The sequence below is a fragment of the Serratia sp. LSHTC3 genome, from assembly GCF_057197125.1.
Genome location: NZ_JBXUNP010000002.1, coordinates 984,248 through 999,266, shown reverse-complemented (window position 1 = coordinate 999,266; position 15,019 = coordinate 984,248). Strand labels below are relative to the sequence as shown.

The 15,019-nt window shown below is 60.7% G+C and carries 16 protein-coding genes; 9 read left to right on the top strand and 7 right to left on the bottom strand.

Annotation, left to right across the window (positions count from 1 at the left end):
- The first annotated feature begins 481 nt into the window (after positions 1-481).
- Complete coding sequence (dtpA, locus tag AC2CGI_RS12100) at positions 482-1,996, top strand: dipeptide/tripeptide permease DtpA (protein WP_076740268.1); 1,515 nt, start codon at positions 482-484, stop codon at positions 1,994-1,996.
- Positions 1,997-2,071: 75 nt separating this feature from the next.
- On the opposite strand, the gene AC2CGI_RS12095 is transcribed toward dtpA, so the two are convergent.
- Complete coding sequence (locus tag AC2CGI_RS12095; protein WP_076740269.1) at positions 2,072-4,165, bottom strand: prolyl oligopeptidase family serine peptidase; 2,094 nt, start codon at positions 4,163-4,165, stop codon at positions 2,072-2,074.
- 194 nt (positions 4,166-4,359) lie between these two features.
- Positions 4,360-4,923: a helix-turn-helix domain-containing protein gene (locus AC2CGI_RS12090; protein WP_015377747.1), complete on the bottom strand. Its 564-nt coding sequence runs from the start codon at positions 4,921-4,923 to the stop codon at positions 4,360-4,362.
- A 115-nt stretch (positions 4,924-5,038) separates the two neighbouring features.
- Here AC2CGI_RS12090 and AC2CGI_RS12085 point away from each other — a divergent pair, with 115 nt between their 5' ends.
- The gene (locus AC2CGI_RS12085; RefSeq protein WP_076740270.1) at positions 5,039-6,226 is read left to right on the top strand and encodes a benzoate/H(+) symporter BenE family transporter; all 1,188 of its coding nucleotides are present in this window, start codon (positions 5,039-5,041) and stop codon (positions 6,224-6,226) included.
- 100 nt (positions 6,227-6,326) lie between these two features.
- A complete protein-coding gene (locus AC2CGI_RS12080; RefSeq protein WP_076740271.1) occupies positions 6,327-6,830 on the top strand; it encodes a cupin domain-containing protein in 504 nt (167 codons plus the stop codon).
- Here AC2CGI_RS12080 and AC2CGI_RS12075 read toward each other — a convergent pair.
- A complete protein-coding gene (locus tag AC2CGI_RS12075; RefSeq protein WP_370456260.1) occupies positions 6,795-7,640 on the bottom strand; it encodes an aminoglycoside phosphotransferase family protein in 846 nt (281 codons plus the stop codon). The genes AC2CGI_RS12080 and AC2CGI_RS12075 overlap by 36 nt on opposite strands.
- 190 nt (positions 7,641-7,830) lie before the next feature.
- On the opposite strand from AC2CGI_RS12075, the gene AC2CGI_RS12070 reads away from it, so the two are divergent.
- Positions 7,831-8,211 (top strand): RidA family protein, encoded by a 381-nt coding sequence (locus AC2CGI_RS12070; RefSeq protein WP_015377745.1) that lies wholly within the window; start codon positions 7,831-7,833, stop codon positions 8,209-8,211.
- A gap of 7 nt (positions 8,212-8,218) precedes the next feature.
- Here AC2CGI_RS12070 and AC2CGI_RS12065 read toward each other — a convergent pair whose 3' ends face one another.
- On the bottom strand, positions 8,219-8,599 hold the full coding sequence (locus AC2CGI_RS12065; RefSeq protein ID WP_015377744.1) for a nuclear transport factor 2 family protein: 381 nt from the start codon (positions 8,597-8,599) through the stop codon (positions 8,219-8,221).
- A gap of 276 nt (positions 8,600-8,875) precedes the next feature.
- On the opposite strand from AC2CGI_RS12065, the gene AC2CGI_RS12060 reads away from it, so the two are divergent.
- A complete protein-coding gene (locus AC2CGI_RS12060; RefSeq protein WP_004938382.1) occupies positions 8,876-9,145 on the top strand; it encodes a hypothetical protein in 270 nt (89 codons plus the stop codon).
- On the opposite strand, the gene AC2CGI_RS12055 is transcribed toward AC2CGI_RS12060, so the two are convergent.
- Positions 9,142-9,534 carry a nuclear transport factor 2 family protein gene (locus AC2CGI_RS12055; RefSeq protein ID WP_004938379.1) on the bottom strand — a complete coding sequence of 131 codons (393 nt, stop codon included), beginning with the start codon at positions 9,532-9,534 and terminating at the stop codon, positions 9,142-9,144. The genes AC2CGI_RS12060 and AC2CGI_RS12055 overlap by 4 nt on opposite strands.
- Before the next feature lie 201 nt (positions 9,535-9,735).
- On the opposite strand from AC2CGI_RS12055, the gene AC2CGI_RS12050 reads away from it, so the two are divergent.
- The 4 genes from AC2CGI_RS12050 (at position 9,736) to gstA (ending at position 12,729) form a co-directional block, all read left to right on the top strand.
- Positions 9,736-10,431: an HD domain-containing protein gene (locus tag AC2CGI_RS12050; RefSeq protein ID WP_021505451.1), complete on the top strand. Its 696-nt coding sequence runs from the start codon at positions 9,736-9,738 to the stop codon at positions 10,429-10,431.
- Positions 10,432-10,526: 95 nt separating this feature from the next.
- The gene (locus tag AC2CGI_RS12045) at positions 10,527-10,790 is read left to right on the top strand and encodes a YjbD family protein (protein WP_004938373.1); all 264 of its coding nucleotides are present in this window, start codon (positions 10,527-10,529) and stop codon (positions 10,788-10,790) included.
- 356 nt (positions 10,791-11,146) lie between these two features.
- Positions 11,147-12,031 carry a 4-hydroxy-tetrahydrodipicolinate synthase gene (gene dapA, locus AC2CGI_RS12040; RefSeq protein ID WP_004938372.1) on the top strand — a complete coding sequence of 295 codons (885 nt, stop codon included), beginning with the start codon at positions 11,147-11,149 and terminating at the stop codon, positions 12,029-12,031.
- Between the two features lie 92 nt (positions 12,032-12,123).
- A complete protein-coding gene (gene gstA, locus AC2CGI_RS12035; protein WP_076740272.1) occupies positions 12,124-12,729 on the top strand; it encodes a glutathione transferase GstA in 606 nt (201 codons plus the stop codon).
- A gap of 39 nt (positions 12,730-12,768) precedes the next feature.
- On the opposite strand, the gene pdxY is transcribed toward gstA, so the two are convergent.
- Positions 12,769-13,629, bottom strand: coding sequence for a pyridoxal kinase PdxY (pdxY, locus tag AC2CGI_RS12030; RefSeq protein ID WP_075685335.1), 861 nt, complete (start codon positions 13,627-13,629; stop codon positions 12,769-12,771).
- Between the two features lie 84 nt (positions 13,630-13,713).
- Entirely contained in the window at positions 13,714-14,988 is a 1,275-nt protein-coding gene (gene tyrS, locus AC2CGI_RS12025; protein WP_021505454.1) for a tyrosine--tRNA ligase, read from the bottom strand.
- Positions 14,989-15,019 lie beyond the last annotated feature (31 nt).

The following is a 15,019-nucleotide window of genomic DNA, read 5'->3' as shown; positions in this document are numbered from 1 at the left end:
TCAGTGCCGCGTTATTTTCAAGCGAAAAATTAGTCAAAAATTGCGGTGAACGTCACGCTTTCAGGATCACAAGGCGTTCACAAATGCCAGTCCCGTTTTCCTAAATTTCTATAATTTTACAAAACGCTGCATATGCACAACATTCCAATGGATTAACAACCACACATACACTGATGCGCTAAAAAATAGCAATTCAGCAGAATATATCCCTGTTTAAAATCCGTATAGCTTTTAATCAAAACAAAAAATCGGCAAACCATTAAAACCCGAAAGTTAATACTGCATAACATTTGCAACATCGCAGCATAATCCTGCGAGCGTTAAATGTAACCGAATATGACAAACTGCTTGCCACGTTGACAAAGATAGTGAACATTAACCGCCGTCCCCATCCTATAACAACGCAAAAGGATGCCGTTCCGCATCAACTTTTGTACTTTCCCGTCCTCCAAAGACGGGCTGCGAAAAAACAGAGGTACCAGTGTCAACAGCAAACAACCAACACCCGGAGAGCGTTAGCCTTAACGCGTTCAAACAACCGAAAGCGTTCTACCTGATCTTCTCGATCGAACTGTGGGAGCGTTTCGGCTATTACGGCCTGCAGGGCATCATGGCGGTTTATCTGGTCAAGATGCTCGGCATGAGCGAAGCCGATTCCATCACCCTGTTCTCTTCTTTCAGCGCCCTGGTATACGGCTTCGTCGCCATCGGCGGCTGGCTGGGCGACAAGGTGCTGGGCGCCAAACGCGTGATCGTGCTCGGCGCACTGGTGCTGGCCGCCGGTTACGCCATGGTGGCCTACTCCGGCCACGACATCTTCTGGGTTTACATGGGCATGGCGACCATCGCCGTGGGCAGCGGCCTGTTCAAGGCTAACCCGTCCTCCCTGCTGTCCACCTGCTATGAGAAAGATGACCCGCGCATCGACGGCGCTTTCACCATGTACTACATGTCGGTGAACATCGGTTCCTTCTTCTCCATGCTGGCCACCCCGTGGCTGGCGGCGAAATACGGCTGGAGCGTGGCGTTCTCCCTGAGCGTGGTCGGCATGCTGATCACCCTGGTCAACTTTATGATGTGCCACAAGTGGGTGAAGGAAAACGGCTCCAGACCTGACTTCAAGCCGCTGCATCTGCCGAAGCTGCTGATGGTGCTGGTCGGCATCGTGGCGTTGATCGCCGTGTCCAGCTGGCTGCTGCACAACCAGGTGATCGCGCGCTGGGCGTTGGCCCTCGTTTCCGCCGGTATCGTTCTGGTGTTCGCCAAGGAAACCTTCGCCCTGCACGGCGCCGCACGCCGCAAGATGATCGTCGCCTTCCTGCTGATGCTGGAAGCGGTGGTGTTCTTCGTGCTGTACAGCCAGATGCCAACCTCGCTGAACTTCTTCGCCATCCATAACGTGGAACACAGCATCTTCGGCGTCGCCTTCGAGCCGGAGCAGTATCAGGCGCTGAACCCGTTCTGGATCATGCTCGCCAGCCCGATTCTGGCCGCGCTGTATAACAAAATGGGCGATCGCCTGCCGATGCCGCACAAGTTCGCTTTCGGCATGATCCTCTGCTCCTGCGCCTTCCTGGTGCTGCCATGGGGCGCCAGCTTCGCCAACGAACAGGGCATCGTGTCGGTCAACTGGCTGATCCTGAGCTACGCGCTGCAGAGCATCGGCGAGCTGATGATTTCCGGCCTGGGTCTGGCGATGGTGGCACAGCTGGTGCCACAGCGTCTGATGGGCTTCATCATGGGCTCCTGGTTCCTGACTACCGCCGCCGCCGCGCTGATCGCCGGTAAGGTTGCCGGTCTGACCGCCGTGCCAAGCGACATCAACGACGCGCACGCTTCGCTGGCCATCTACAGCCATGTGTTTATGCAGATCGGCATCGTCACCGCCGTCATCGCTATCCTGATGATGCTGACCGCGCCGAAGCTGTACCGCATGACGCTGGACACCACCGAAGACGCCAATCGGCAAGCGCAGGAAGCCGCTGCGGCTCGCTGACCGCCGGCGGATTGAGCGTAAATAAAAACACCGGGGTTAACGCCCCGGTGTTTTTTTATGCCGCAAGAAAAAGGCTTACGCTGACTTGGGTTTGCCGCTCAGGTTGGCCCACATGAATTCGCTTACCAGTGCGCTGTGGAACGCCGCCTGCTGCTTGTCGGCGGCGGCGCTGTGCCCGCCTTCGGTATTTTCATAGAAATAGGCCTGCTGATACCCCATCGCCTGCATGCGCGCCGCCATTTTGCGGGCGTGGGCCGGGTTGACCCGATCATCGCTGGTCGCGGTATAGAACAGCACCGGCGGGTAGGCCGTCTGCGCCTGAATGTTGTGGTATGGCGAGAAGGTCTTGATGTAGGTCCACTCCTCCGGCTTGCTCGGATCGCCGTATTCGGCGATCCACGATGCGCCGGCGGAAAGCTGGGTATAGCGCTGCATGTCCAGCAGCGGCACTTCGCAGACGATGCAGCCGAACAGCTGCGGATACAGCGTCAGCATATTGCCCACCAGCAGGCCGCCGTTGCTGCCGCCGCGTGCGCCGAGATGCGGCGCCGAGGTCACCTTGCGTGCGATGAGATCTTCGGCCACGGCGGCGAAATCCTCATAGGCGCGATGGCGGTTCTGCTTGAGCGCCGCCTGATGCCAGGCCGGGCCGTATTCGCCGCCGCCGCGGATGTTGGCCACCACGTACACCCCGCCGCGCTCCAGCCAGGCCGGCGCCTTGCCGCCGAGATAGCCCGGCAACAGCGGCACTTCAAACCCGCCGTAGCCATACAGCAGCGTCGGCGTGCTGCCGTCCAGCTTGAGATCTTTGGCGGCGATCTGGAAATACGGCACGCGGGTGCCGTCCTTGGAGCGCGCGAAATGCTGGCTGACCTGATAGCCGGCGGCGTCAAAGTCCTGCGGCGCCTGTTTCAGCAGCGTCGCCTCACCGCCGTCGAGATTACCCATATACAGCGAGGTCGGCTGCAGGAACCCGCTGACGGTCAGGAAATAGGCGTTGCTCTCTTCGTCGATGCCGCCGGCGGAAAGGGTGCTGATGGCACCGGGGTTGCCCAGCGGACGACGCTGCCAGCTGCCGCCCTGCGGCGTCAGCACCTCCAGCCGGTTGACCACGTTATCCATGATGCTGAGGATCAGGTGATCGCGGGTGCCGCTGTAGCCGCTCAGCGCCTGCTCCGCCGTCGGGGTAAACAGCAGCTGCAGCTCGCGCTTGCCCGCCAGATAGTCATCGAAGTTGGCCGCCAGCAGCGCGCCGGACGGATAACGCTTGCCGCCCACTTCCCAGTCGCTGCTCGGTTTGATCAGCAGCCATTCCCGATGCGTGTCCAGCTCGGCGTCGGACGGGATGTCGATTTTTTTCTGCCGACCATCCTGAGCCAGCAAGAAATAGTCACGGCGATAGAAGTCCAGGCTTCGGCCGACGAAATCGCGCTCAAAGCCCGGCGTGCGGTCGTGATAGGCGAAGACCGCCATGTCTTCGGGCTGCGCTTCATACAGCGTTTCGGCGGCGCTCAGCGGCGTACCGCGCCGCCAGCGTTTGGCGATGCGCGCGTAGCCGGACTGGGTCATCGAGCCGGGGCCGAAATCGGTGGCGATGAACAGCGTGTCCCGATCGACCCAGGAAACCCGGCTTTTCGCCACCGGCACGTTGAAACCGTCTTTGACGAAACGTTTGGCAACCAGATCGAATTCGCGGATTTCGGTGGCGTCACCGCCGTCCGGCGACAGCTGCATCAGGCAATAACGGTATTCCGGCGCCAGCGGTTGCGAGCCCTGATAAACCCAATCCTTGCCCTCCGCTTTGCCCAACGCATCGATATCCAGCACCGTCTCCCAGGCCGGTTTGGCCTTGCGGTACTCGTCCAGCGTGGTGCGCCGCAGCAGGCCACGCGGGTTGGCCTGATCCTGCCAGAAGTTGTAATAGTACTCGCCGCGTTTGCTCACCCACGGGATCTGGGTGTCTTTATTGAGGATATCCAGGACTTCGCGCTCAATGCGCTGAAAGTCTTCGCCCTGACCGAAACGTGCCACGGTGCGCTGATTTTCCTGCTGCACCCATTGCAGCGCTTTTTTACCCTGCAGCTCTTCCAGCCACAGGAATTCATCGCCGGCGGCCGCGCCGCCCTCCGCCGCCATCGCCAGGCGGATACTGTTGGGTAATGAAGTCATCGCGAATACGGCTCCTGCGGTTTGCGCACTGAGTTTAATGAACTGACGTCGATTGGTGACCGGCAAAATCAAGCTCCTTTTGAGTCGGCTGCAACGCCGCCCCGTCATGGGCGACAGCCTGTGAAATAAGAGTCATTTTCAACAAGGTAGGCGTTTGGCGGCGCGGAGTCAAAGCCCACGGCCGCCGCGTTGAGTCAGGATTGAGGATAGTGGATCAGATCGTGGATACGCACCGTTTGTGAACCGGCGTTGCGGTAAGCATGCGGCCGATCGGCCTGAAAGCGCATCGCCTCGCCGGCCGCCAGGCTGTGCCACGCGCCGTCTATCGCCAATTCCAACCGGCCGCTGATCACGATCACATGCTCGATCACGCCCGGCTCATGCGGCGACGATTCGCTGAGCGCACCCGGCGCGAGATCGATGACGAACATATCGAAACCCAGCTGGCGATCGTAGGGAAACAGCGGCACCACGCGCATGTCGGCGTTGTCCTGATCGTACACCGGCAGATCGCCATAGCGGTGCAACGTCGCCTGCTGCTGCGCGGGTGAGGCCTCAAGAAAGGCGGAAAACGCCACGTTGAAACCGGTGGCGATCTTCCACAGCGTCGCCACCGTCGGGCTGGACTCGCCGCGTTCAATCTGCCCGAGCATCGCCTTGCTGACGCCGGTGTATTCCGCCGCCTGCGTCAGGCTCCAGCCGCGCTGTGCGCGCAGCGTGCGAAGGGTGTGCGCCAAATGGCCGGCCAGTTCCTGCATCCTGTTCTCCTCTGCGTGTCGAGCCAGATTATACCCGCTTGTGCGCTATAGCGCACGATGCTATGCTGATTTCTTGCCGTGCGTTATAACGCACAACCACCGATTGGAGCTGCTCATGCGCCCTGCCGTCACCCTGCGTCATCTGACCCTGCCCGCCGTCATGGCCGGCTTTGTCGCCGTTCTGGTCGGTTACACCAGCTCTGCCGCCATCATTTTCCAGGCCGCCGCCGCCGCAGGCGCCACGCCGGCGCAGATCGGCGGCTGGCTGAGCACGCTTGGGATCGCGATGGGCGTCACTTCCCTCGGGCTGTCGCTTTACTATCGCACCCCGATCCTCACCGCGTGGTCGACGCCAGGAGCGGCGCTGCTGGTCACCAGCCTGCCCGGCACGCCGATCCATGAGGCGATCGGGGTGTTTATCTTCGCATCGGGACTGATCCTGCTCTGCGGCGTCACCGGGCTGTTCGCTCGCCTGATGGATTATATTCCGCAGGCGATTTCCGCCGCGATGCTGGCGGGGATCCTGCTGCGTTTCGGGCTGGACGCCTTCGCTTCGCTGCAGCTCAATTTCCTCCTCAGCGCCGGTATGGGGCTGACCTATCTGCTCAGCCGCCGTTACCTGCCGCGCTACGCCATCGTATTGACGCTGGCGATTGGGCTGGCGATCGCCGCGCTGCAGGGCGATATCCAGCTGACGCAACAGACGCCGGCGTTCGCCGTGCCGGAATTTATCGCGCCGCATTTCAGCTGGCCGACGCTGCTCGGCATCGGCGTGCCCTTCTTCGTGGTGACCATGGCTTCACAGAACGCTCCCGGGATCGCTACGCTGCAGGCGGCGGGTTACCGTGTCCCCACCTCACCGCTGATCGCCTGGACGGCGCTGACCGCGCTGCTGCTGGCGCCATTCGGCGGTTTCTCGGTGTGCATCGCCGCCATTACCGCCGCCATTTGCATGGGGCCGGACGTGCATCCCGATCCGCAGCGGCGCTATATGGGCGCGGTGGCCGCCGGCGGTTTCTACCTGCTGGCCGGGCTGTTCGGCGGCGCCATCGGCCTGCTGTTCAGCGCGTTGCCGGTCGCCCTGATCCACACCATCGCCGGGCTGGCGTTGCTCGGCACCATCGGCGGCAGCCTGCAACGCGCGCTGCATGATGAAAAACAGCGCGACGCGGCGCTGATCGCCTTCCTCATCACCGCTTCCGGCGTCACGCTGCTCGGCATCGGTTCGGCCTTCTGGGGCATTGTCGGCGGCGCCATCGCCCATCTGCTGCTGTCGCTGCCGCGGCGAACCTCCGAGGCGTAACGGGCGGTCTACATTGACAAGCGACGCCGTGGCGCCTTCACTTTCTCTGTCGTCTGACTGTCAATTCACCTAATAAGTGACGCCGTCACCAAGGAAGCTTATGACTGAGAAAGCCGCGCTGTTGGCTCAGCGCCTGATACGCAATGTCGAACAGGTAGAGATGAAACATGACCGGCGGCCGCCGTTGTATGACAGCGTCGGCGCCCGTCTCGGCACCGGCACCGCCGCCGACAAGCTGGGCGCCTCTTTCGATTGTGTGGCGCCGGGCATGCGTTCCTGCCCCTACCATTTTCACTACGCTCAGGAGGAAATGTTCATCATTCTGGAGGGCTGCGGTACGCTGCGAGTGGCCGGAGAAATGCTGCCGATCGTCAGCGGGGATGTCATTTTCATTCCGCCGGGCCCGGAATACCCGCACCAGATCATCAACACTTCCGATGCGCCGCTGAAGTACCTGTCCGTCAGCACGCGCGAACAGCCGGAGCTGGTGATGTACCCGGATTCCGGCAAATACCAGGCGATGGCGCGCAGCGCAGACGGCGAGCAGGTGCGCTACCTGCAGCGCCCTTCAACCTCGCTCGATTACTGGCAGGATGAACCCTGAATCGCCGTCCGGCAACGGGATATCCAACGCGCGCGCCGCCAGTTCGGCCACGCGAAAGTCAATGTCAGCCGCCTGCCCGTCTTCCATGAACCAGGCGGCGGAGAGCCCCGACCAGGCCAGGATCCATTGCAGCAAGCGCCGGCGATCCAACCCGGCCAACCGGCACACCTGTTCCACGCGGCGCTGGAAAATGGCCGGATCGGTGGCGATACCGTAGTTGGGATTGCAGAAGATATTGGCGTAATCGAAGCCCCGTTCACCGTACAAACGCTTGGGGTCGATCGCCAGCCAGCCGCGTTCGCCGAAGTCGAGCACATTGTCATGGTGGATATCGCCGTGCAGCACGCTTTCTTCTCGCGGGCTGCTCAGCAATTCCGCCGCCGTTGTGGCGCTGAGGCGCAGCATGCCGCCGTGCGCCTGCGCCGCCGGCCACAGCGAGCTGAACCACTCCTGCAGCGGGATCAATTCGGGCAGCGGTGCCTCTCGCGGCGCATGCAAGGCGGCGATCGCCCGGCACAGGATCTGCGTGGCCTGTTCATCGTCGCCATCACGCACCAGCTGCGCCAACGAACCTTCGCCCTGCGCGCGCTCCAGCAGAATGCCGTCGTCGTGCCACGCCAGCACCAGCGCGGCGCCTTCCCCGCGCCACCAGCACATCAGCCGGCCACCGAAGCGCTCCTCCTGCTCGCGGGCGATCTTCAGCATGGCGGCCTCGCCCCGGTAACGCACCGGCATCAGCAGACTGCTGTGGGTTTCGAAGGCTTTGCCATCCTGTTCCAGTTGCCAGCGTTGCAGGTAGGGAGTAAAAATCGGGTTCATCGTCTCATGCGTCCTTGTGGCCGAGCTGCGCCGCACTGTCACATTCGGGTGAAGACGACGTATAAAATAAAGAGGGATGATACTCTCAAATATCATCGGTGCGCGGCGCCTGGCCGCCGTTTCTTCAGTATCCTAACCAAGTTTGTCGATTTTATTAACCGGTCTTGCGCGGGGTTTGACCATGACATCATTAAAACGCACGAATTATCCGCAGTTGCCGACGCCGGGCGGCCCCTATGTGCATGCGGTGCGCCACGGCGATCGCTTATACGTTTCCGGCTTGACGGCCTACGCCACCGACGCTCAGGGATTGAGCGCGCCGGAGCAAACGCAGGAGATCCTCGAACAGCTGGCCACCATTGCCGCCAGCGAAGGCGTCAACCTCAAGGCATTGATTAAAATCAGCGTGTTCCTGACCGACATCGCCGATCTGGCGGGCGTGCGCCCGGTGCTGTTTGACTATTTCGATGGCGCGCTGCCGGCCTGTTCACTGATGGCGGTCAGCGCGTTGTTCTCACCCGCGGTGTGTGTGGAAATAGAGGCGGTGATGGCGTTGCAGTAATGCGCGGCTAGAGCGCGCCCTCATCCGGCACGCAGGGGCCGATCTTGAACCAGGCTTTGGCGATCCTCCCCTGTTCCACTTCATAGATGGCGATGACATCCATTTTGCCGCGCCCCTGCGGGAAATTGCGCGTCACCACCTCCTGATCGACCACCATATTGCCTACCGCCATGCGTTTTATCCGTTCGCCATACAGACTCGGCTCCTGGAAACGCACCAGATGCCGTTCACGGATCGCCGCCTTGCCGCTGGCCAGCAGCGTGTCTGGATGCTCGTAATACTGGGCGTCGTCCGCCCAGCAGGCCATAAAGGCCTCGATGTCGCGGGCGTTATAGGCGTCAAGCTGTTGTTGAACCACATCCTGCGGGCGTGCCGTTTTATCGTTCATCACATCCTCCTGCCGAAGTTAACCGCCGCATGCGTCGAACCCATCACGTTAACCGCCCAGTGCTGCAGCTTGATGACACGGCGAATTATGAATAAAAACCCAAAAATAACGAATAAATAACCTATCATGCCCAATGAACAATTCAAGCGCCCACGCATAAATTTTCTGCGCCGCGCCAGGGGCGGTGAAAACCGCATGACGCCGCGCGTTAATCTTTGCGACGGTGAGGGAAATTCTGCTAATTTAGCGTGAACAGCCTGACGATAACGAAACGCTATGCAGCAAAAACCGGTGTTGGACGAAGCCAGACAGTTAAAACGACTCAACGCCGCCACGCGGCGCCAATCCCATATGTACAAATGGATCGCGCTGATTGCGGCGCTGGATGCGCTGTTGGTGTTTTGGTATGACCGGGATATGCGCAACGTCACCTTCTCGGGAGCGGTTGCGCTGGTGTGCGGCTATTTGTGGATCCGCGATCGCAACAAGGCCCGGGGTTACCGGCGCGAGTTTGACCGCAAATTCGGCAAGCGCAGCGGCGATTAAGGCTGCATCGCCTCCAGCACTTTAGCACTGTCGACGATCTGCACGAACTTCACGATTTTGCCGGCGCGCAGCGTATAAATATGCGCAAAAGAGGCGCTGAAGGATTTGCCGGTGGCCCGGTAGGTGCCGTGATAAAAACCCTGAGCGATCACGTTGTCGCCGGCGTCGTAAAAGTGATCGACGTCGGCGCGGTAACCTTGCCATTCGCTGCCCAGGCGCTGATGCACGTTCTTGATGATGTTCTCCGGGCCGATATAGGTACCGGCGTAAGGGAAACCGGCGGCTTCGGTCCACTCGGCATCAGGGGCCAGCGCCGCCAGCAGATTGCGGCCGTTTTCTTCGGAGCTGCCTTCATAGGTTGCGCGCACTATTTCAAGAGGGGTTGGCATGTCTCTTCTCCCATGGCTGATGAGGATATTCCGGCCATCCCCGCGGACACAGGCTCTCACCAAGCGGAGACGGCGGAATTCGGCTATTCTAGGTTGCTTGTTTCGCTGCAAAAACCGCAGTTATGACAATAGTGGGTTGCACTTTAGTAAACAATAGCCGTTTTACTGTCATCCTCCCGGCATCCGGCACGGCTATGCTGATTGACCGATTTCCCCCAACAGGAGCTGAACGTGTCTTTACCCTCGCTGACGCAAGAGCTGTTACAACCGTTTTCCCCCTACCAGGCGCTGGCACAAACGTTGCTGCCGCTCACCCTCGAGTCGGACGACGGTTCGCATGACGTCGCGCACCTGCACCGGGTCTGGAAGAACTGCCGTCGGATCAGCAAGCAGGAAGGCGGCGACCGGCGCATTCTCTGCGCGGCGGTGCTGCTGCACGACGCCGTCGCGGTGGAAAAGAATTCGCCGCAGCGCCATCTGGCCTCGCGCATGGCGGCAGAGCAAGCCACGCTGACGCTGGCCCGGCTGGAATGGGCGCCGGCGGACATCGCAGCGGTGGCTCACGCCATTGAAGCGCACAGTTTTTCCGCCGGCATCCCGCCGCAAACGCTGGAGGCGAAGATCCTGCAGGATGCTGATCGCCTCGACGCTATCGGCCTTATCGGCGTGGCGCGCTGCTTCTATATCGGCGGCCGCATGCGCAGCGCGCTGTATGACGCCGCCGATCCGCGGGCCGAACATCGTCAATACGACGACAAGCGTTTCTGCCTCGACCACTTCGAAACCAAACTGTTCAAGCTACAAGACGGCTTCCAGACCGCCGCCGGGCGGCAGATGGCCGAACAGCGCACCGAACGCATGCGGCGCTTTGTCGACGATCTGCTGGAGGAGGTGTAATGCCGGCCTACGGGGCATTTTCGTTATGCCCATAACATTTTCGGTCATATAACGCCGCTAAACTGTAAGTCAACTTCACCGAACGGGCGGCACAGATGAAAAAGTTGACGTTGAAAGAGATGACGGAAAGCGAACAGCGGGAAGTGAAAACCGAATTGGACAAGGCGCGTAAAAGCCATGGCAGGCCGCTGACCAACGCCGAACAGCACAAGGTCAAGGATGAAGTGGTGGCGCGCATCATGGCCGCCAGAGCGAAGCTCGCCAAGGCGGAGCGTGCAGAACGCAAAGCCAACCGCTACCGGCCAAGTGGCGACACTTTCAGTTGGTCTGCCACCATCGGCTCCCGCCCGCCGCGCTGAGCCAACCCTCCCCGCCGCGGCGGGGATTTTTATTTATTAGCCAAACTCATCCTCACCGGCGAATCATGAATAACAATGTTATCAATCTGTTGTAAATTGACAGCCTGATGAAGAATATTCATTATCACCCCACTTCCCCTTTTCGCGAGACTGCCATGGCCTACCCACGCAACGCTGATATTCTGATGACGCCTGCGTTGCCCCTTGGCGGTTTGGCGGCGGTTACATCAAAGAAACAGACGCTCATTTGACCGGGGCGCGCTGTCCCGTCAGATGAGCTGACTGGATGGCACGCAACGCCCCGCCTTCAATTTTCTCATCTGGCTTCTCTGTCGGTCACACAGAAGGAATATTTTATGGCCTCATTTTCGGGTATTTGGGTGGCGATGGTTACCCCTTTCAATCACGACGCCGTCGACCTGCCGGCGGTGCAACGCCTGGCGCGGCACCTGCTCGACGCCGGCATCGATGGTCTGGTGGTCTGCGGCTCCACCGGTGAAGCCGCCGCGCTGAGCAAAGAAGAACAGCTGGCGGTGCTCGACGCCGTATTGGAAGTGGCGCCTGCACGCCAGGTGGTGATGGGCCTTTCCGGCAATAACATGGCCGCCACGCTGCAAATGCAGCAGGCCATTCAGCTGCGCGACATCGCCGGCGTGCTGATCCCGGCGCCTTACTACATCCGCCCTTCGCAATGCGGCCTGATCGACTATTTTACCCAGTTGGCCGACGCCTCCACCGTGCCGGTGATCCTGTACAACATTCCGCAGCGCACCGGCATCGCCATGGAGCTGGCCACGCTGCGCCGGCTCGCACGCCATCCGCGCATCACCGCCATCAAGGACTGCGGCGGCAACCCTGACACCACCATGGCGCTGATCGCCGATGGCGAAATCGATGTGATGACCGGGGAAGACAATCTGATCCTCACCACGCTGTGCCTCGGTGGCACCGGCGCCATCTCCGCCGCCGCGCATGTTCACCCGGAACGTTTCGTCCAGCTGGTGCAGCAGGTCGCCGCCGGCGATCTGGCTGCGGCGCGCAGCAACTTCTACGAGCTGCTGCCGATGATCCACCAGATGTTCAGCTTCCCGAATCCGGCGCCGGTCAAGACGGTGCTGGCCCAGCAGGGGCTGATCGCCAACGAGTTGCGTTCGCCGATGCAGGTGGCGCCGCCGGCGCTGCAGCAGCAGATCGCCGCGACGCTGGCGCAGCTGCAGCCCGCCGAGGCGATCGTCGGTTAAATTTGTTAGCTAAGCCGCTGTAATTTTGGTGCTATGGGACTACGATGAGAGGTTAAGCATGCCCGTCATTCGTCATCAACAAGGAGCTTCCGATGAAACTGTTCTATAAAGCCGGCGCCTGTTCGCTGTCCCCGCATATCGTGTTGCGTGAGGCAGGGCTGGATTTTACGGCGGAGAAGGTCGATCTGGCGCAGAAGAAAACCGAGAGCGGCGCCGATTACCTCGCCATCAACCCCAAGGGACAGGTCCCGGCGCTGCTGCTGGATGACGGCAGCCTGCTGACCGAAGGCGTGGCGATCGTGCAATATCTGGCGGACCGTGTGCCGGATCGCAACCTAATCCCGGCGGCGGGCACCCTGTCGCGCTACCACGCGATCGAATGGCTGAACTACATTGCCACCGAGCTGCACAAAGCATTCAGCCCGCTGTTCAACCCGAAAACGCCCGAGGAATACAAAACCATCGCGCGCGCCAGGCTGGAGCAACAGTTCAGCTATCTGGATTCGGTGCTGGCGAAGCAGCACTTCCTGTTGGGAAACCGTTTCAGCGTGGCCGACGCCTATCTGTTCACCGTGTTGCGTTGGGCGTTCGCCCTGCAGTTCGACGTGCGCAAACACGCCCATCTGGCGGCCTGGTTCGATCGCGTTGCGGCGCGCCCGGCGGTGGATGCGGCGCTGAACGCCGAAGGATTGAAGTAAACATTCGGCCCCGGTGGCTATCGCCGGGGCCCGTTGCACTTACAGTTTTACCGCTTTGAACTCGCTGCGCGGTTGCACGATCCGATCCTGCGCCGCCACTACCTGCAGTTCGTACTCGCCCATCGCCTGCGTGGTCAGCATCACCTCATACACGGCGGCGGTCACGTGCTCCAGCGCTTTATCCAGCGCCTCGCCCTTCAGCAGATCCACCAGCAGCAGACCACTGGTCAAATCGCCGACGCCGACCGGTTGACGCGCGCCGAAGTCCACCAGCGGCCGGCTGATGTGCCAGGCCTCCTCCGCCGTCACCAGCAGCATTTCAAAACAGTCGGCGTGATAGCCGGCCCGGGCCAGATGCTTGACCAGCACCAGCCGCGGCCCTTTGGCGATCAGCGCGCGGGCGGCCTGCACCGCATCGGCCACGTTGGCGACGGCCATCTGGCTCAGCATCTCCAACTCCAGCAGGTTCGGCGCCATCATGTCGCTGCACGGCAGCGCCTGGCAGCAGTGAAACTCGGCCACGCCCGGCGCCACGATGCAGCCTTTTTCCGGATGTCCCATCACCGGATCGCAGAAATACCAGGCATTCGGGTTCGCCTGCTTAACCTGGCGCACGATCTCCAGAATATGGTCGCCCTGCTCCGGCGAACCGATATAGCCACTCAACACCGCATCACAGCGCTTCAGTTGATCGATATTGGCGATGCCCTGCGCGATCTCGGTCAGGTGATTGGCCGGCATGACGCAGCCGGTCCACTGGCCGTATTGCGTATGGTTGGAGAACTGTACCGTGTTCAGCGGCCAGACGTTGGCGCCCATGCGGCGCATCGGAAATTCAGCCGCACTGTTGCCGGCGTGACCAAACACCACGTGCGACTGGATAGAAAGAATGTTTTTCATCGACAGAACTCGTTCGGAATACGGCAGCCGGGCGGCTGCGCAAAAATAAAGGGGCCGCCAGGGCCCCTTACCATTATTATTCGCTTACTGCCAATCCACCAGGCAGTAATGCTTTTTGCCGCGGCGCAGCAGCGTGTAGCGGCCGAACAGACGGTCTGAATCGCTGAAGCGGTATTCGGCATCGGACTGCTTCTCGCCGTTGATGGTTACCGCGTTGGAGCCGATCATGGTGCGTGCCTGGCCGCGTGACGGTACCAGCTCGGCATTCACCAGCGCCTGCTGCAGATCGGCGTCGCGGTCCAGTTTGATGGTCGGCATGCCGTCCTGCGCCAGCTGGGCGAAGTCCGCTTCGGTCATGTCGTGCAGCGCACCGGAGAACAGACTCTGGGTGATGCGCTTGGCGGCCGCCAGGCCTTCCGCACCGTGCACCATGCCGGTCACTTCTTCCGCCAGCACGTACTGGGCGCGCGGCGCCTTGCCGCTGTTCTTGTCTTCTTCTTCCAGCGCGTTGATGTCTTCCAGGCTCATGAAGGTGAAGAACTTCAGGAAGCGGTAAACGTCGGCATCTGCGGTGTTGATCCAGAACTGGTAGAACTTGTACGGGCTGGTTTTTTCCGGCGCCAGCCAGACCGCGCCGCCTTCGGTTTTACCGAACTTGGTGCCGTCTGCCTTGGTGATCAACGGCACGGTCAGGCCGAACACCTGCTTCTGATGCTGACGACGCGTCAGATCGATACCCGAGGTGATGTTGCCCCACTGATCGGAACCGCCGATCTGCAGCTCCACCTGGTGGCGGTTGTACAGTTCGGAGAAATCGAAGCCCTGCAGCAGGTTGTAGGAGAACTCGGTGAAGGAGATGCCGGAGTCGTCGCGATTCAGGCGCTGCTTAACCGCTTCCTTGTTAATCATCTGGTTGACGGAGAAGTGCTTGCCGATATCACGCAGGAAGGTCAGCACGTTCATGCCGCCGAACCAGTCGTAGTTGTTGGCCGCGATAGCGCTGTTGCTGCCGCAGTCGAAATCGAGGAACGGGGAAACCTGTTTGCGGATCTTCTCGACCCACTCGTTCACCGTATCGGTGGTGTTCAGCTTGCGCTCCGCCGCTTTGAAGCTCGGATCGCCGATGAGGCCGGTGGCGCCGCCCACCAACGCTACCGGCTTGTGGCCGGCCAGCTGGAAGCGCTTCAGGCACAACAGAGGAACCAGATGGCCCAAATGCAAGCTGTCAGCGGTCGGATCGAAACCGCAATACAGTGCAATTGGCCCTTGCGCCAGTCGCTCCGCTAACGCTTCCTCATCCGTAACCTGGGCAACGAGGCCCCGCTCTTGCAGTTGTTTAATCAAGTTGCTGCTTGCCATCAATGACTCCATGTATAAACGAATGCACCTT